Below are 17,883 nucleotides of genomic sequence, written 5' to 3' on the forward strand. Positions count from 1 at the left end.
ATTTATCGCCCGTAAAATATCTTCTCTAAATTTACGGAATTTTCAAAGCGTGTACACCATCACGCCCGTAATAATCATCAGATTACCGATAAGCTGCCCCCGGTTAAATCTCTCTTTCAGAAGAAGATAAGACAAAATCATTACAAACACATAACTAAACGTGTCAATCACAGCTCCGTATTTCATATCTACTTTCGTATACGCATACGTGTTTAATAACAGCACTGAGAAAGAAATTCCATAGGCTGTGATAACCCTCCAGTTCAGATACTCATAAATCCATCCCTTATGTACTTTGTCCGAGCTCTGTTTCAGAAGAACCTGTGAGACAGCCGTAAAAAAAGTTGCTGCAAACATCAACAAAAAATATGGCCACATCGTTTATTCCTCCTTGCATCCTGCACTCAGCGAAACAACCACAACGCCTGCCAGCACGATCACAAGCCCTGCCACGTTGCGAGCAGTCAATTGTTCCCCGAAAATCGTCACAGCCCAAAGCTGGCTCCATAAAAGATAAATGCTGCGGTTCGCAAAAGCAACATTCAAATCAAATCTTTTGATTATCTTTTGCCAGCACAACGCATACAGAAAACAGATAAAAAACATGAGAAACACAAATGCATACAGCTTTGGATTTTGAAATCCGCCATCATTAAATTCTCTTGAGGCAAACTTTGAAAAAACACTGGTAAGCGTAAATATCATCACGCAAATATGTAAAAACAGATAATCCTTTACTCTCTCCATAATTCCTCCAGCGTTTTCCCGTCTACCCAGATACAACGATACACACAATTTACAATTTCATCAAGCTTCTCCACACTGTCTGCTCTTGCCACCACATGACCAATCCGCGTCGTTCCATTGATCATTGCCTCAACCGCATGCCCCTGCTGATAATCCAGCTCAGCCACAATACCCTTCCTACGGATTTCTTCAAGTCCTCTGTCATCAATCTGTGTAATCCTGCCGTCCACCGGACTCATAAGCAGCTTGGCCATACACGAAACGCCTGGTCTGACCGGCGTAAAATCGAGCCGGATTCCCAGTGCGTTCTGTAAAATCTTCTCATAAAAATCAAAACCATAGTACATCGAAATCAGCTCCGGAATACACGTCGCCCCGGTACGTCCGCCGATTTCAATGATTGATACCTTATCCCCATCCACGAAAACATCTGCATTCACCGAACAATGATCCAGTCCCAGCGCATCCACCGCCCGCTGCATCTGAACAGCAATCTCCTTCTGCACTGCCTGCGTACCCCGGTACGGAAATCCATGCCCTGCCGGTATCATAATCCGCGCGCCACGGTATAAAAATTTCTCATGAGGCGCCAGAAATACAAGCTTTCCCCCTTGTACAACGCCATCCACGCCAATCTCAACACCGCTCAGTTTTTCCTCAACCAGCACATAATCTTTCCGTGATTTTTTCAGCGCATCTGCAAACGCATCTCCAAGCCCGGCCGGTTCTTTTACAATTGCAATTCCGCGGCTTCCAGAGCTGTCCACACGTTTCACCACAACCGGAAACCCTATTTCCTGCGCCGCAATCCGCACTTCCTCAAGGGTATATGCCTTCCGGAAATCCGCAGCAGAAACGCCGCCTTCCAAAAAACATTCTTTCATCACCGCTTTATCGGTCGCCCTCACTGCTGCAGATTCTGACAACCCGGCCAGCCCCATGCGCTCGCACACGTAACCAATCGTTGCGACCGCCACATCCGTTCCCGTCGTACAGATTCCGTCAATTTTTTCATCAAGCGCCACTTGAAGAATTGCTTCTTTATCTACCGTATTGATATCATACACCTTGTCAGCCAGTGCAAATCCCGGATACTCTCCCGGGATACTTGCCACAATGGTATAAAGCCCCATACGCTTTGCCGCCAGAATAAGCGGTACCTGATACACGCTGGCTCCCAGTATTAAAATCTTCTTCATGAATGCATCTCCTCAGTCTGAATCCCCCCTTTGCCAGACGGACCCAGTAGCTATTCTGCCTGTGACAATTATTTCTCATCTGCATTTACTGTCTCACAGACCGTCTCGGCTGGTTTTCTTCTGACTGCATTTACTGTCTCACGAACAATATACTGCGGCGTATTATTCAGAATCAGAATAATTTTCCCGAGATACTCACCGATCACTCCGAGCACCATCAAAACCAGCCCAAGCAACACGACCATAATACACAGCGTGGATGACCACCCGACCGGAATGTCCGGATAAATAATCTTATTAATAATAACAAGAAGCGAAATCAGTACTCCGGTCGCCATGGAAAAAATACCGAGAAAAAACGAAATACGGAGCGGAATTACTGAAAAGTTCCAGTATGCAAGCCACAGATTCAGAAGTTTTTTAAACGTATACCCCGACGTGCCGCTTTCCCTTTTGAAATGCTCCACCGGAACGTTGCCGATATTGTGGGTCACACGATAAAAAATACCGTCAATATATGGATTGAAACTGTCATACTTGACAACCTCATCCTTTACCATTTTTGAAATAATCCAGAAATTACTTGAGACAATATCCTTCGGCCGGTTCAGCATCACACGAGAACTGACCTCATTGATTTTACTCGAAAGATTTTTAAGCGGAGAATTTTTCTTATGCGGATATACGCCATATACAACGTCAAAACCCTCTTCTATTTTATGGATCAGCTTGAATATCTGCGACGGATGAGTCTGCATATCATCGTCCATACCCAGAATAAACTCCCCGTTCGTATATGAAAGCGACGCCATAAGCGCATTGTGTTGTCCGAAATTCCGCATCAGGTTCACTCCGCAGACATTCGGATACTGTATCCCAAGCGCTCTGATCTTGGCAAACGTCCCGTCCTTCGAGCCGTCATTCACCAGGACAAATTCACATTCATAGCCGTCATTTTTATCAAACTCTGCCATAACCAGTTCCACAACCCTGCGGATTGTCTTCTCTGAATAATAACACGGTATCACAATCGAAACTAACATCTCCCGCTTTTCGCTCCCTCTTTTTTCAGAAAATCGTAAAACAGCGGCCCCCCGCCCGTATGTAAGAATAAAATTTTGTTCTTTTTTATTCCTGTTTCTTTTAAATACTCTTGCATCCCCCAAAATGCCTTCACCCCTCAGAATGAAAAAGAGAAAACAGAGGAGAGCCGGGCAGGCTCTCCTCTTTCCCTTTACATTGACAGCCGGATCTTTTTGGCCGCCGCCTGCTCAATGAGCTGCTTTGCCTCTTCCCTGCTGCCACGCTCAGCAGATACCATGATATAACCGGGCATATCCTTGGCCGGTTCCACCTTAAAATCCTTCATTTCTGCCGCTTCCAGGCGCTCCTTCAGCTTTTTTGCATAATCTCCACATGCTGCCGGAAACGTGCCCGCAATCACCCGGATCTGGGCCTCCTTCGTGCTTTTTGTTTCTGCCATTGTGTTTCCCTCCTTATGATTTCTTTAAATATTCACTACTGGAAAAGCCTTCTTTGCCATTGTAGGCAATATAAAGCCATTTCACACCTTCCACCATGGTATAGTAACCATAATTCCGCACCGTTGCCCCTTTTGGGATCTCCGTGATAATATTCTCACTCTTCAGCACTCCCGGATGGGTTCTCATGTTCAAGTTGGTTGTGGTCTTATAGGCTCCGGCAATGCCCTTGGCAAAACTCTTTGCCCCCACCGGCTTCAGGGAAGCATTGCCCGCCGTGGCCCCATTGGCCACATAGGTATAATATTGGCCGCCTGCATTGCTTGTGTAGGCATACCCACATGAAGCGCCCGGCCATACAATTTTATACCAACCATTGGCCAGGATCTCCAATACCTCCACAGAGGCTCCTTTGGTCACTCCTCCAATGGATCCGGATGCGGTACTGCTGCCGGTTCTCACATTCATATTGCTTTTGGCCGTTGCGCTGCCTATTCCCTTGCCTACATAGTTTTTATTACCTGAGGCCGTTGCTGTGCTCTGAGAGGCTCCTGAAGCCGTTCCTGAGGCCTTTGAGCCTTTACTCAATGCCATAACTACATGAGAGCTTTCCTTCAGGTAAATGCCGCCCCTCTTTGCGTATGCACTGGATCCGGTGTGGGCAGCATCCGTGTATGCCTTAAATTTGCCGGTTGCCAGGAGAATGCTTTTCATATTACCGGTGTAGCCACTGGCGGCAATGCTCAGGCCTGCCAATATGTAACACGCAAGCACCAGGGAGCTGCAATCAAAATCCCCCTTGCCTCCGGCCACCTTCCGGCCATTGTTAATGATCGCATTATATCCCGCCCATCTGTTAGGCTGAGAATAGCCATAATTATCATTTTTGCATATCTCCTCCATGATTGCGGCAGCCTTGTCTGCCAGGGTATCATCCAGGCATTCCAGGTAAACATTCCACGGCTTACTGTACCATTCCCGGATACAGATCTCTTTTGCGGTCTGATCCCCCGGTGTTTTCCCCTGAATTGTTCCGTTTTCGTCAATACTTGCATGGCCAATCAATACAGCCATCTGATCACTCCTTTCCTCATAGCCCTTTACTGCTGCATATACCGCATCCCTCCGGGCCATATACTTACTGAAAACTTTGTCACTTTTCGCTGAAGCATAAAGCGCATCCAACGTCTTTCCACTGGCCGCCTTGATAATCCGGGCAGAGGCACCGGCCCCGCCCTGGTTCTCAATATCGGCCATAAATATGATTGCTGCCGGATCTGTTACTCCCAAATTCTGAACATGGACGCAATAGCCGGTAATATCCTTTATGGCAAGCGCATCCTGGGCCTGCTTCCCTTCCGTGGTGCTGAGGGCAGCAGATAACCGGCCCGCCTCCTCTGTTGTGGCCTTCCTGGTGCCCCATGAGGTGCCTTTTGCCGTTATTTCCGCATAAAGGGCTGCCCCTAATATTTTCCGGCTTCTCTCGGCTCCCACGGCCTCACAAATCGCCCTCATAAGGCTCAGGGCCCTGCTTCCGTGCCACTGTACTCTTCCGACTGATAAGGCCCCGTTATCGTTCTTATTTACGGATCCATAATCCCCTTCATGGGAAAAAATGATCGGTGCCGCTTTCTCAGCAATCTCCTTCAGATTCATCCTCTTCCTCCTCTCCCGTTTTGCACAAATCCGGGTATTTCTCCGCTATCTTCCCATATACCCACACCCCGATCAGCACCAGGGGGAGAAACGGCCACAGCACCGCCGCCAATAAGGAAATAGCGAAAAAGGAGCAGATGGCGATCAAGCCTTCTCCTGCTCCTTCCGGGTATTCCATGTATTTCTCTTCCTCAATCAACTCATTCCATGAGCTGCAAAACAGATATAATAAGGCCATGGCCAATATTACAGCCACAGCCACATAAACAATAAGCAGCGCCTTCCACACTTTTATGCCCCCTTACTGTTATTCATAGCAAACACAGCCGCCTCTATCAGGGTTTCAAGCTGAGCATCCGAAATAGAAATATTTTTAGCTGCAAGAATCTCTTTCAAAAACTCCGTAACAATGGCCTTTTTCTCGGCGCCGGATCCTGCCTCCTTATTCATCTGCTCTGCCGCCTCCACGGCCTTGGCCACCCACTTCATAACTCCGGTGAGCTTCATTTCCTCTGCCCACGTTTTGAGCAGCGGGATCCCGTACCTCATAATGAGTGTTACTGCAATAATCACCACAAGCTCAATAACCTTTAATAAAATACTATCCATAGAAATATGCCTCCTTATCCTTTTGCCGCCTCAGAGGGCCCTTCCTGGCTCTCTGAGCATGTTTCAGGGCCTCTCATTGCCATATCATGCACAATGCCGCCCTCCGTGTTTTCCTTGGTTGCTTTTGCCGCATAAGCACAGTATGAGATCGCCTCTCCTACCGTGGCCCCGATCAGGCTATACAGCGCTGAGAGATCCGCAAAGTGCCACATTGCGGCCATAGAGTAAAGCTGTACCGCCGTACATGATAGGAAGATATAAGCCAGGGCCACCTTGGAAGCGCTCGGCGGCTTCCTTTTCGGCCAGTATTCCTCCCGCTTCTGTTTCAGCTCTTCCTCCAATAGCTTCCGCTCTCCCTGGATCTCAATCCTTCTCAGCTTCCGCTCATGCTCCCTGAGCTCTTCCCTGCTTAGCCTCACCCGGCTCACCTCCCACATAAAAATCCTTTTCTTCCTGGCACTTATGGTAAATCTTCAGAATATACTCATATTCTGCTTCATATACACCGTTGTGATCATTCGTCACCTTCAGCAGCTCCTCATATTTCTCATTCTGCTGTATGATATAATTAAATTCACCCTCAGAGTGCCTCTGTCCTCTTTGGCATTCGTTGTAAAAATTGAAAATCTCTGCTTTGATATTGTCGGCGGCATCTATCGCCCTTTGTATTGCAAGCTCTTCCTGCCTTTTGGCAATTTCCTCCTGCTCCTTCCTTAGTTCCTTCATTTCTTCCTTCACACTGGCCATCATTTTGTTGCCGATCCACCCAAAAAGGCTGCTCCATGGATTGATCTTGATCTTGGACACCTCTATGAAGGTTCCCAGGAAGAGGGCCCCGCCTGAAATAGCCGCCACTATTTCTCCTATGCTCACTCTTGCTCCTCTCCTTCCTCTTCATTTTCCGGCCCCTGCACTTTGCAGAAAGCACACCGGGAGCATGGCTCTTGGCTGTATGGTATGTAATAGCTTTTACATTCCCCACAATTTCCATATTCTTTGCACTCCCGGCTGCACTCTTCCAGTGTCCTCCTGCAATATCCCAGGGCCCTATGAGAGCACCTGAAATTATTCCGCTTCAGCTTCATCCATTTCCTTCAGCATGGCATTGAGCTCATTCTTCCTGGCGGCCATTCTTTCAGATTCGGCGATTTCCTCGGCATACTCCTCCACCGTGGCCCGGCCCATTGCGATCTTGGTGCCTATGTAGTCCTTGGCCCTCATAAGCTGATCCAATCCTCTGATCTCTGCCTCAATCTGTTCTCTTGTCATTGCTTCCATGTTTTTCTCCTTCCTTATACTGTTTTAGGGATATATGGGATGTACTCCCAATTTTCTATAAATAGCCGGTTGAAAAGGGCATCCATTCTCCTGATAGTGTGGTATGTATCCTTTTTCCCGGCAAATCCCCGCCATGATTGATATGCCGCCCTGATCTGCTCATAGCTCATGTGGCCCTCAGCATTCAGCTTGGCAAATTTCTTCAGCTTCCTTCTTTCCCTTGTCACAGAATCCCGGCATATTCTTTTCACTACCTTCCCGGTATCCGTGAGCAGGAAATGTGTTTTTAAGAATGTGAAGCCTCTGCTGAGCTTCACAATTTTGGTTTTCTTATCGTTGAGCCGTATTCCCAACGATTCATATATTTTCCGCACCTCTTCCAGTAGCTCCTTCAGGTATTCCTTATCATAGTGAATGATGTATGAATCATCCATATAACGGGCATATGCCCGGATCCCTTTTACGTCCTTCACATAATGATCCACTTTATCAGGATAGGAAACGGCACATATTTGGCAGATTTCACTCCCTAATCCCAGGCCCCTGGCATACTCTTCACCGTACTCCATGGCCTCCTCTTTGAAACGTGCCATTTCCTTCATTTTGTCCTCAGCAAAGGCATCAATAAATTGCTCCGTGAGGTGAATGATCCTCTGATCCGTGAATTTGCTCCGGATCTGCTCCTTCATTTTGTCATGTGGGATACTTGCAAAATAATCTTTCAGATCTATTTGCAGGATATAGCCCTCATTGCCATATTTTGCATAATGCTCCTGCAAATGAAGCGTGATCCGGTCAATGGCATGGCTGATTCCCATTCCCTTCCTGGATGCCCCGTTGTCATATATCAGACTATTGGAGAGCACCGGCATAAGCGCATTCTGTGAGAGGCTCTTCTGAGGCACACGCTCAGAGAAATGCACGCTCTGAATATGCCTCAGCTTTCCCCTCTCCACCAAATCAAAGGCAATGAATCCTTTTCGGACATCCTCACCGTTGATCAGTGCATTATGGGTTTTACAAAGGTTTTTGCTCAGTTCGGATCTGTGCCGTTGCACACTGGCTTTCCACCCCACTCCCTTCCTGGCATCCTTGTATGCCTGGTAAAGTGAGTTATAATCTGCCACCCGATCAAAATTATCATATTCGGATAGCCTCTCCCTCTGGTGTGCCTCCCTGGCCTCTCTCCTCCGCTGAGCTCTGCCCGCTCTTCTTTCTTCACTTGTCATATAAAATTGTGCCCATCTCCTCCTTGTACGGTATTTGTGCCCCTAACCGCATAATGGTATGGGTATGAAATGCACCTCTGCACCTTCTTTTCAGCTCCCTTCCGATTTTTGCACCATGCAAGCAGCGTACACCCACCCAAAACAAGCAAAAACCACCTCTCTGAGCACATGAGAGGCGGCAAGGTCATTTACACTTTTTTCAAAGTGACGGTCATCCGCTCCTTCCTCTACCTGATACAGATTTCTGCCTTTTACAGCGTACTTTGTCGGATCGTTTGTGGTAGTGAATCAGACGGGCACCCGATTAGCGTTGGAGCAGCTCGTGTTGTTGGCATTGCCATTGTTGTTGACATTGCAGGCATTGGTAGAATTGCCCGCACACACAGACAGCAGCCACCAGTTGGCCCGGTGCGAAAAATACAGCGGATAACCGATATTTCATTATTTTCTTTTAACTATTTTCGTGTTGTCCTTCCAGTTCTTCAGTTTTCCCTCTTCCTTCAGCATTAGATTCAGGAGCGGATCAAATCGGTTCCAATCCACCGGCAAGGTAGTGGCAATGTAATTTATGAGATCATAAATATCTTTCAGAGTGTCAATGGCCTCCTGGGCCTTTGCCTTCCTCTTCTCCACTAATTCCTCCGTGGTGCTCCATATTCTGTTAGCTGCCCGGATCTGAGTGTAGAGCTTATGGCACAGCGCACACATTGGCTTTGCAAATATATCCCGCCACCCTTTGGGCACCACATTGGTATTCCACACCAGTTTTGTGGCCTCTGCTCTTATCTCCTCCGCAAGATCCAACACATCCAGTTTTGAGGCACTTCTGAGCCTTGCCAATACACTCATGCTCTTTCCTCACTTTCGCAAATTATACCCCGCCCCTGGGAAGGGGGCGTGATTGATCCATGATTATTCCGTGATTCGGAAGCAGACGGGCACCCGATAAGCGTGGGAGCAGCTCGCGGAGTTGGCATAGCCACTGTTGTCGACATTGCAGGCATGGGTAGAAAGGCCCGCACACACAGACAGCAGCCACCAGCTGGCCCGGCTTCCTTCGTCACCGGCCCCCTTGATCCGGTTTTTAAAGCTGTTCGCAAAAATCGGATACTGAACGGACTGGCCCGCACCCCATGGAGCCGTTGCCCATACGCAGGAGCCAAACACTTCATACTCAGACGGGATCCACAGCTTCCCTAAATCCTGCCACCCCCATGAGGTTGAATCTGTGAGTTTACCGGATGCGGAATATCTCTGCTCTAAAAGGAACCTCTTGGAGCTGATAACCGCCCGCACCTCTGCCGGGAGCTTTGCCTCTAATCCGGCCAGGAAGCTCTTCACGGTTGACTTGTTATAGGGATATGGATCCGCTGAGGTTCCGTTGTTATCGTTGGAAGTGAACCATTGCACCGTATCCGGGTAACAATCTTTTGAGATCCAATCAATATGCCACCCCACCTCCTGATCACAGCACCGTGTATATGTATTTATACCGGCAATCTGCATTTTGATCAGATAATTCCCCATGTAAATGGGAATATAGTCCTCTACATGCAGGCCATCAATGTTATGGGCCGCAAGCCTGGTTTTAATCCACCGCCACGGATCAGAAAAACCGGCAATCTCCTCAGCAAATTCTACTGTAAGATCCCGGCCCTCATAGGTGCGATCTGCTGCCTCTATGGCATAATTGGTATGCTTATTCTCAAAATTGATCTGCTTTGCACCATATTCATCCCCTTCCTGGGTGTACGGTGTTACGTCATTATAGCTCTTAGTGCCATCCTCATTCAGCACCTCTCCAAACTTACGATCTGCCGCAAGCTCTTTGTTGATCACGTCATCCACATAATCTGTTTTTAATACTGACATAATGCCCTCCTATTCGTTAAATAAATGATTGCCGCCCAATCTCCTGGGCAGCGTTCTTTTTCTTTTCGGTTCCCGTGGATTCCCAAATGGGAAATACTCACGGCCCGTAATTAAAGGCAACCTCCTCTCTCTGATTTCTTTTACTTCCTCCCGTGGTATCTCCGGATCCTTCAGCGGGAAATACTGAGCGCCCAACCTGAAGGGAAGCCTCCTCAATTCTGTTACCACCTGAGGCTCTTCATATGCTGAAGGGGCCTTGAATGGATAATATGCCCCGCCCAACCTTGTGCCCAATCCAAAAGGAAGCCTGAGCCGCTCCGGCTCTTTTGGCCGTGGTATCCTTGGATTTTTTAAGGGATAATAAAAGGCTCCCAAACGAAACGGGAGCTTTACTGGCTGTGTGTAGAGGTTCCACATAACCTCATACAGCTTCAGACAGGCCGATTCTATCCGGTTCAGATCGTCATAGCCAATAAATGCACCGTTTTCCTCATATACCGTCTTTTGGCCTATCTCACAATTTACAAAGGCATTGATCGCCTCCAAATTATCTGAAAGAGTGTTTATTTCATCAGCAAAAGGGTATTCCTCATATTTCCGATCCGGCATTGCCCTCACAAATACCGGCCAAAACTCACGGGCCACAGCCCCCAAAAATTCAATATTATTCTTTATCCGGTTAAAGTCCACGGTGTTGAAATAATCCCCGGCATAGTTCCCGGCTTCATCCTGCCGGGCCATCCAGTCTGTTTTAGGTGTTATCCATTCCATTTCACACATGCCTCCTTGCCACCAGTGTACCGCTCAGGGCCCCGGAATAGTTCAGGCCTACATCTTCAAGCCTTATCATTAAATTCTCTACATACCGGCTTTCTAGGTATGCAAGATCATTCGTATCCAGGATCGGATCTCCCCGGTACTTCAATTCATACTGATTGCCGCCCTTATAGTAGGCCCCCACCCATTCCACCAGGTTCTTAGCGTCCTCCGCTGAGCTTATGAGCGGATTATTCCAGGTTTGAATGCTGCCGCTGTTATTCAGCTTTGTGGTTTCCTGAGAAGTGGTGATATTGTACTCATACCCCCTCACCGTGATCACCGTCTTGGTATCCTTTGCGGGCGGCTTTGTGATCCTCACTTTGCACCAGTAGGAGCTGCTTTCTGCCACCACGGCCCCAAAATCCTGAAGAATATCATTTATCATGCACACCGCTGAGAGGTTATGCACCGCATTACCGAAATTTATTTCAAATTCCCTCGCTTCTCCTGCTGCCAATATGGTTTCTTCCGTTGTGAGATCCTTCAGCTCCGTGCCTCTTGTGTAGATTGTCCGGATCACCCTCAGCTCCTTCACCTTTTCCAGTTTGGTGCCGTTTGGTGTGGCCGTTAGATCGTCATAAGTGAGCCTATAATCTGTTTGACTTCCAAAAAGAATCTGCTTCAAATGGATCCGGTTGTGCGGCTTTGCCCTGGTAAATTCGATCTCTATTTTGTCGGTGTCTATAAAATCATAGTAAACTATGGTTTTTTCCGTTATACTCTTACTTTTGAACCGCTTCAGGCGCTTCCCATCGTTGAATGTGGTGATCATGAAGTCCACCGGCTGAATGCTGCCGAAAAGCAGAGTTAAATTGTAAAAGGTGTATGCACTTTCCATGGTGAGGGTGATCACCGGGTTCTCCTCAAAATATCCCTCCTCATTGCTTATGGATTCGCTCACATAACCCACTTCCATGAAATTCTTCCCCCTGGGCATAAAATACTGCTTCCCGCCCACCTGGGAATAATTCTCTTCAAATGCTGCATATTCAGAATATGGCCGTTCCTTCAGCAGGCACTCTATACTGCCATACTCTGCCACCTGGTTTGCCGCCACCTCCTTCTCCGGTTCAAAAGAGGACTTCAGCATGATAATTCCATCCCGGTTCTGCATTACCACGCTTCTCCCGGCATTGGCAATGAGCTGAAGGCATTCCTTGTGTTTCACCATGGGCAGCGGATTGTATACTATAACCTTTTTCAGATACGGATCGATCCAGTACCCCTCCGGGAGCACTCCCGCATCCTCAAACACATCCACCGCCAAATCAAAAAGGGAGATACCTTCAGGCCGGTACTCTCCCCTTTTGTATTCGTCATTCATATACTCAAAAATATCCACAGCGCCAAACTTTGCCAGTTTATCATCGGCACTCCACTCCTGCATGAAGAGAGTGCCTCCCTTTACCCACTCAATGCTGCCATCATTCAGGGTATAGCCATAATATACGGCCATTTCCTGGCCCGTTTCCATGTAATTTATGGCGCTGTCATCATTATCCACATTATAATATTTATCCATGTTTTCTATGGTCACATTAAAGTCAACGCTTGGCAGGCTCTCCGATATGGGAGAAATGTGGCTCTTCATTTCAGCGCTCACAATTTTCTCGTTGTCAAACGTGATACCGATCCCAAATACGATATTTAAGATCCGGAACCGGGCGATCCCGTTCTTCATTTCCGTTGGATATATTTTCATAAATGTGGTGTTGTTGAAGGTGTCCTCTGTCTTGAATGTGGGTGAATCGTTCTCATAGTTAAAAATGCCCTCATCCGTTTCCACTGTCAGCTTCACCGGGTATGCCTCCCCCAATTCCAGGGTGAGGCCTTTTATATCCACCGGATCCGCCGTGTTGAACCGGATCACAACCACCGGCTGCTGCCCCTGGCCACATAATGCCTCCGTTACCATACCGGCATTATAAAAGCTCTTTCCCGGCCCCTTCCTGGGAAGGAAGTACATGGAGCGATCAACCTTTGAAAAATCATTCTCATAGGTTGCATATATTTTATTTACTGTTTCCGTGCTCAGCGGCTTAATGAGATCGGAAAAATAGGTATAGCCCACATTCTGCACCTCTGCCGCCGTTTGGGCCGCCTGATTTATCAGGCCCAGGCTGATCCTCATATATGATTTATTCCGGGCCGCCTGCTTCATGGCCTCCTTATACTCGGTACTTACATACTGCATACTGCATCACCTACATTTCAATTAGATTTACTGTAAAATCTTTATATACCGGCCTCCCTTCCTCATAGGTGTAAATGGGTGTTTTTCTATCACCGGCATACATTTCCAAACTTCCTCCGGCATTCTGATCCGGTATGAAGAAATTCACGCTCAGGCCAAACTTTTTCTTTATTGCCTGCCTTATCACCATGTATTCATCCGGCCTGAGCACATACCACTTGCACTCTATTTTATGTACATCCTCCCTTATGATCTGAGATACCATTTTCCCGTTGGCATTTCTCTCACTCTCCGATATATCATAGTCAGAGATAATCATTTCTGAAGGATCGGGGAGAGTTACTCCACCCACGATCAGAATATTGTGATATTTTGCCGCCATGTGTTTCTCCCTCCTCCCTTATGCGTTGGCCATCTGATAGCCTTTTCTCCGTCTGTATTTGTCTGTTTGCTCCACCAGGGTTTTGCTGTCAAGCAGTACAGTTGTGTGAATAGTCTGCCACTCCTCACCGCCATCCATTTCTCCGATAATGGCCCGGAGATTCATTGAGATAATTTCCCCAATCCTGGCCGCCACCTTATCCATCCATCCGGTGTTGTTTTCAAGCGGCACAACCGCCTCCTGCCCGGCCTCTCCTATCATTGCAATAGTGGCCTGGTCTACCACACCGCCCTTTGCAAGCCTTGGTATTGAAATATTGCCTATTGTGGAGATATTAAAGCCAAATGTTTTCCCGCCTATCTCCGGCACCCAATCCGGCACATCAAAGCTCAGCTTATTCAGCGCCCGGATCATTCCGTTAATACCATTGATCACACCGTTGGCCATCTTCTCAATTCCTCCAATTATGGAATTTATCACCCCTTTTATAGCGCTCCAAATTCCATTGAAGATATTGATCACCGTGGTTTTCATGCTCTCCCACATATTACTCCACGTTGTTTTAATACTGCTCAGGGCTGTGCTTATTCCGCTCTGAATCGTTCCCATTATCGTGGTGATCGTGCTCTTTATAGCATTGAAAATGGTATTTACGGTTGTTTTGATGCTATTCAGGATTGTGCTAAAAGTGGTTTTGATACTATTCAGCACAGTGCTGATCGTAGTGCTCACCGCATTTATGATTGTGGTGATCGTGCTCTTTATGGCATTGAAAATGGTATTTACGGTTGTTTTGATGCTATTCAGGATTGTGCTAAAAGTGGTTTTGATACTATTCAGCACAGTGCTGATCGTAGTGCTCACCGCATTTATGATTGTGGTGATCGTGCTCTTTATGGCATTGAAAATGGTATTTACGGTTGTTTTGATGCTATTCAGGATTGTGCTAAAAGTGGTTTTGATACTATTCAGCACAGTGCTGATCGTAGTGCTCACCGCATTTATGATTGTGGTGATCGTGCTCTTTATGGCATTGAAAATGGTATTTACGGTTGTTTTGATGCTATTCAGGATTGTGCTAAAAGTGGTTTTGATACTATTCAGCACAGTGCTGATCGTAGTGCTCACCGCATTTATGATTGTGGTGATCGTGCTCTTTATGGCATTGAAAACCGTTGTAACTGTATTTTTTATACTTTCCAGTATCGTGCTGAATGTAGTCTTGATCGCATTCAGTACGGTGCTTATTGTGGTGCTTATTGTGTTTATGGTTGTGGTTATGAAGGCCTTGATTGCATTGAATACGGTTGTAACTGTATTTTTTATGTTTTCCAGTATTGTGCTGAAGGTAGTCTTGATGATATTCAACACAGTGCTGAGTGTGGTGCTTATGGTATTGATTGTTGTAGTTATGAAGGTTTTGATTGCATTAAAAATTGTTGTTACTGTATTCTTTATACTCTCAAAAATCGTGCTGAAGGTTGTTTTTATCGCATTCAGTACAGTGCTTATGATCGTGCTTATCGTGTTGATTGTGGTGCTGATTATGCTTTTTATGGCATTCCACACTGTATTTATGAGAGTTTTGATCGCCTCCCAAATGGTTGAAAAAATGGTTTTGATTGTGTTCAGCACCGCACTAATAACTGAAGAGATTACTCCCAGGGCCGTGGAAATAATGGCCTTGATCGCACTCCACACAGCGCTCACTATATTCTTTATGGCATCCCATATTGCAGAGAAAAAGGTTTTAATTCCTTCCCATGCCCTCTGCCAGTCACCAGTAAACACTCCGGCTATAAAATCAATCAGGCCGCCCAATGCGTCAAATATATTCCCGATCACATCAGCAACCACACCGGCCACTGTCAGGAAAACGCTTCCCACCGTATCCAGGGCCGCCGCTATGTACGGGGCCACCGTGGCAATAAACCACTCAATGAATGGCTGAAGCGTCTGCTCCCAAATATCCTTTATTGCATCCGCTATCTTTCCGATCAGTTCCAGGCCCTTGTTAATTGCGGGCTGTATGTGTTCATCAATCAGCGGCTTCACCTTCGCCTGAAGGCCTTCCAGTACCGGGAGAATATATGAGTTATAGGCATCCAGTAATTTCCCGGTTATGCTGCTGAGCCCTGCTGCCAGTGAGCTGAACATGGGAGCCAAATGCTGATCATACACCTCATTAGCCTTGCTGAAGGTGTCATCCACCACTTGCTTGATATTTCCCAAAAAGCCGCTCAACACTCCCAGGGTGCCATCCAGGGCTGTTTTAAACTTATCCTGATTATCTATAAAGGGCCTTGTAATTATATCTGTTATATCCCGGTACAGCTTAGCCCCGATCTCGGCTGCACCCATAGCCGCATTGGCAAAAATCCCTATTATGTTGGCCGTTACCTGCTGCCCGTTCTCTCCTCCAAATACAGAGAAGATATTGGCCGCCGCCTGGGCAAAATCCCCCTGCATCTTCACGATTTCTGAGCTTATATCAAACATGCTAACAATGTGCTGCTTGATCCGCTCTTTGTTCTGATCCAGGTACTTATTCAGGCCGCCTAATAGGTTTGTGGCTATTGTGATCCCTATGCTTGCCGCCGCTCCTGCCTGCTGCCCTAAAGAATAGGCCCAGGTATCCAGGAAGTTATTGGCCGCCTGCAATACGGCGGGATCCGTCCAAATCTCCTTCAGGCTCTTCTTAATTCCCTCAATAGCCTGCTTTAAAGGCTCCAGGGTTACATCCCCCAGGCCTGCCTTAAATCCGTTCTTAAAGAGCTCAGCAAGCTCCTTCAGCCGGTTCCAAATCTTTTCCAGTACCGGGTTTAGTGTTGCGTCTGCTTCGTCTGCTGCATCCACAATACTCTCAGAGAGCGCTCCTCCTGAAGCTCCTCCACCGCCTCCCCCGGATCCGCCGCTTCCACTGTCCTCTGCTGCCTTTGTGAGGCTGTGAATTTCATCAAAGGAAGCAAGGCCATGAAAAGCCTCCTCTGCCTTCTTTGCTGATTTCCCCGCCTTATCCGTGGCCCCTGAGAGGCTTCCCGCTGAATCCGTTGCTGAATCCAGGGCCCCTCCCATTTCATTCACTGAGGTTGTGGTTTTGGTATTCTTTCCGGTGATCTTCGCTATGAAATTGCTGAAGGCATCGGTTACTGTCAATATTTTGGCCAATAGCTGATTAAGCACCCGGATCACCGGTGTCAATACAGCAATGAGGCCCTGCCCAATGGCCGCCTTCAGTGCATTAAATCTCTCAGTGAGGATCCGCACCTGGTTAGCCCACCCGTCTGAGGTGCGGGCAAAATCGCCTTGTGCATCTGCTGTCACTGATAAAAGATAGTTATACCTGAGGATCGCCTGCTCCTGCTGTGACATTGCGCTATAAGCCTTCGTCATGCCCTGGCTCAGGGCATAGGCTTCCAGGTTTGCCACAGACAGATTGATCCCCAACTGTTTCAGAGGTTCGGTTTCTCCTGATATTCCGGATCGGATTTTCTCAAATGCCGCATCCGTTTCCAGGTTATAAAAAGAGGCCATATCTGCCGCAAGCCCCGCCATTTCCATAGACATTTCTGCCGCCTGGTCTGTGGCTATCCCCATAGATTTCAGCATGGCCCCCAATGTAGAGGTGTACTTCTTGGCGCTTGTTTCAGATAGGCCAAATTGCTCAAGTGCATCCCTGGCAAAATGGTTTATAGTTTCAGACATTGCTCCGAATGTGACATCCACCACATTCTGCACCTCTGCCAGGTCAGAGCCCAACTCAATGCAGCTCTTTCCAAAACTAATGAGCGCTGTCACAGAAAAGGCAACCGCCACCGCCTTCCCAATTTTGCCAAATGCACTCTTTATTTTTTCTGTTTGCTTTTCAACTGCACTGGTTGCTTTTTTGGTCTGCTGCTGTACCTTTTGCAGCTCCTCATAATAGGCCCGTGTCTGTGCCTCTATGATTACTTGCAGCCGTTCCAGTGTCATTCCTTCCACTGTTCTCTTCACCTCGCTCCCTGGCCAATCGTTCCCTCATGGCCATGTTGTGCCTGAAGATAAAGTCATCCATTCTTGCCTTGTGTAACTCCATTTCCGGGCTCAGTTTGCGCTTATCCCCTGCATCTTCCTGCTCGGTGAAATTTTTCTTTTCCTCCTCATTTCCAAATAGTTCCGGGTAATACTCTTTCGGGAGCCGGATGGCCACCTTGTTATCCATGAGCCTCCCAACCACATTGCCGATCTGAAGGGCCTGGTTGAAGAGGAGCATGATCTGATCCTTCAGTTCTGCCTCCCGTTTCTTCTGTTCGTGCTCTTTCCTCCTGGCATAGCTTTCCAGGAGATCGCTCACCTCTCCAAAACTCAGCTCCCAAAAATATTCAGGGCCATACCCGGCATCTAAAAATACCGGATACAGCCCCATTATTGCCTCTGA

General features: G+C 47.4%; 20 protein-coding genes. All 20 read right to left on the bottom strand.

Annotation, left to right across the window (positions count from 1 at the left end; all coding sequences use genetic code 11):
• Nucleotides 1–42 precede the first annotated feature (42 nt).
• A complete protein-coding gene (locus tag AC6I2O_RS07415; protein WP_120391248.1) occupies nucleotides 43–378 on the bottom strand; it encodes an SMR family transporter in 336 nt (111 codons plus the stop codon).
• Between the two features lie 3 nt (nucleotides 379–381).
• Nucleotides 382–747 carry an EamA family transporter gene (locus AC6I2O_RS07420; RefSeq protein ID WP_120391249.1) on the bottom strand — a complete coding sequence of 122 codons (366 nt, stop codon included), beginning with the start codon at nucleotides 745–747 and terminating at the stop codon, nucleotides 382–384.
• Nucleotides 735–1,946 carry an ATP-grasp domain-containing protein gene (locus AC6I2O_RS07425; protein WP_497742260.1) on the bottom strand — a complete coding sequence of 404 codons (1,212 nt, stop codon included), beginning with the start codon at nucleotides 1,944–1,946 and terminating at the stop codon, nucleotides 735–737. Before AC6I2O_RS07425 ends, AC6I2O_RS07420 begins: the two co-directional genes overlap by 13 nt.
• A 68-nt stretch (nucleotides 1,947–2,014) precedes the next feature.
• Nucleotides 2,015–2,989, bottom strand: coding sequence for a glycosyltransferase family 2 protein (locus tag AC6I2O_RS07430; RefSeq protein WP_120391251.1), 975 nt, complete (start codon nucleotides 2,987–2,989; stop codon nucleotides 2,015–2,017).
• Between the two features lie 191 nt (nucleotides 2,990–3,180).
• Nucleotides 3,181–3,429 carry a hypothetical protein gene (locus AC6I2O_RS07435; RefSeq protein ID WP_497742261.1) on the bottom strand — a complete coding sequence of 83 codons (249 nt, stop codon included), beginning with the start codon at nucleotides 3,427–3,429 and terminating at the stop codon, nucleotides 3,181–3,183.
• Between the two features lie 13 nt (nucleotides 3,430–3,442).
• Nucleotides 3,443–5,083 (bottom strand): endolysin-like domain-containing protein, encoded by a 1,641-nt coding sequence (locus AC6I2O_RS07440; protein ID WP_497742262.1) that lies wholly within the window; start codon nucleotides 5,081–5,083, stop codon nucleotides 3,443–3,445.
• A complete protein-coding gene (locus tag AC6I2O_RS07445; protein ID WP_497742263.1) occupies nucleotides 5,061–5,372 on the bottom strand; it encodes a hypothetical protein in 312 nt (103 codons plus the stop codon). The genes AC6I2O_RS07440 and AC6I2O_RS07445 overlap by 23 nt, the downstream gene beginning before the upstream one ends.
• 2 nt (nucleotides 5,373–5,374) lie before the next feature.
• Nucleotides 5,375–5,692, bottom strand: a complete 318-nt coding sequence (locus tag AC6I2O_RS07450) for a phage holin (protein WP_497742264.1) — start codon at nucleotides 5,690–5,692, stop codon at nucleotides 5,375–5,377.
• Between the two features lie 14 nt (nucleotides 5,693–5,706).
• A complete protein-coding gene (locus AC6I2O_RS07455; protein WP_497742265.1) occupies nucleotides 5,707–6,111 on the bottom strand; it encodes a hypothetical protein in 405 nt (134 codons plus the stop codon).
• The gene (locus tag AC6I2O_RS07460) at nucleotides 6,077–6,565 is read right to left on the bottom strand and encodes a hypothetical protein (protein ID WP_497742266.1); all 489 of its coding nucleotides are present in this window, start codon (nucleotides 6,563–6,565) and stop codon (nucleotides 6,077–6,079) included. Before AC6I2O_RS07460 ends, AC6I2O_RS07455 begins: the two co-directional genes overlap by 35 nt.
• A gap of 192 nt (nucleotides 6,566–6,757) precedes the next feature.
• Entirely contained in the window at nucleotides 6,758–6,970 is a 213-nt protein-coding gene (locus AC6I2O_RS07465; protein ID WP_497742267.1) for a hypothetical protein, read from the bottom strand.
• A gap of 14 nt (nucleotides 6,971–6,984) precedes the next feature.
• Nucleotides 6,985–8,199, bottom strand: coding sequence for a reverse transcriptase domain-containing protein (locus tag AC6I2O_RS07470; protein ID WP_497742268.1), 1,215 nt, complete (start codon nucleotides 8,197–8,199; stop codon nucleotides 6,985–6,987).
• A gap of 288 nt (nucleotides 8,200–8,487) precedes the next feature.
• A complete protein-coding gene (locus AC6I2O_RS07475) occupies nucleotides 8,488–8,634 on the bottom strand; it encodes a DUF6273 domain-containing protein (RefSeq protein ID WP_497742498.1) in 147 nt (48 codons plus the stop codon).
• Between the two features lie 6 nt (nucleotides 8,635–8,640).
• Nucleotides 8,641–9,048, bottom strand: coding sequence for a hypothetical protein (locus AC6I2O_RS07480; protein WP_497742269.1), 408 nt, complete (start codon nucleotides 9,046–9,048; stop codon nucleotides 8,641–8,643).
• A 63-nt stretch (nucleotides 9,049–9,111) separates the two neighbouring features.
• Nucleotides 9,112–10,071: a DUF6273 domain-containing protein gene (locus AC6I2O_RS07485; RefSeq protein ID WP_497742270.1), complete on the bottom strand. Its 960-nt coding sequence runs from the start codon at nucleotides 10,069–10,071 to the stop codon at nucleotides 9,112–9,114.
• A gap of 9 nt (nucleotides 10,072–10,080) precedes the next feature.
• Entirely contained in the window at nucleotides 10,081–10,842 is a 762-nt protein-coding gene (locus tag AC6I2O_RS07490; RefSeq protein ID WP_497742271.1) for a hypothetical protein, read from the bottom strand.
• 1 nt (nucleotide 10,843) lies between these two features.
• The gene (locus AC6I2O_RS07495; RefSeq protein WP_497742272.1) at nucleotides 10,844–13,084 is read right to left on the bottom strand and encodes a hypothetical protein; all 2,241 of its coding nucleotides are present in this window, start codon (nucleotides 13,082–13,084) and stop codon (nucleotides 10,844–10,846) included.
• 10 nt (nucleotides 13,085–13,094) lie between these two features.
• On the bottom strand, nucleotides 13,095–13,466 hold the full coding sequence (locus AC6I2O_RS07500) for a DUF6711 family protein (protein WP_497742273.1): 372 nt from the start codon (nucleotides 13,464–13,466) through the stop codon (nucleotides 13,095–13,097).
• 18 nt (nucleotides 13,467–13,484) lie between these two features.
• On the bottom strand, nucleotides 13,485–17,459 hold the full coding sequence (locus tag AC6I2O_RS07505) for a phage tail protein (RefSeq protein ID WP_497742274.1): 3,975 nt from the start codon (nucleotides 17,457–17,459) through the stop codon (nucleotides 13,485–13,487).
• Nucleotides 17,383–17,871, bottom strand: coding sequence for a hypothetical protein (locus AC6I2O_RS07510; RefSeq protein WP_497742275.1), 489 nt, complete (start codon nucleotides 17,869–17,871; stop codon nucleotides 17,383–17,385). The genes AC6I2O_RS07505 and AC6I2O_RS07510 overlap by 77 nt, the downstream gene beginning before the upstream one ends.
• Between the last annotated feature and the right edge of the window lie 12 nt (nucleotides 17,872–17,883).

It is taken from the genome of Blautia sp. St.27G3 (assembly GCF_059728505.1).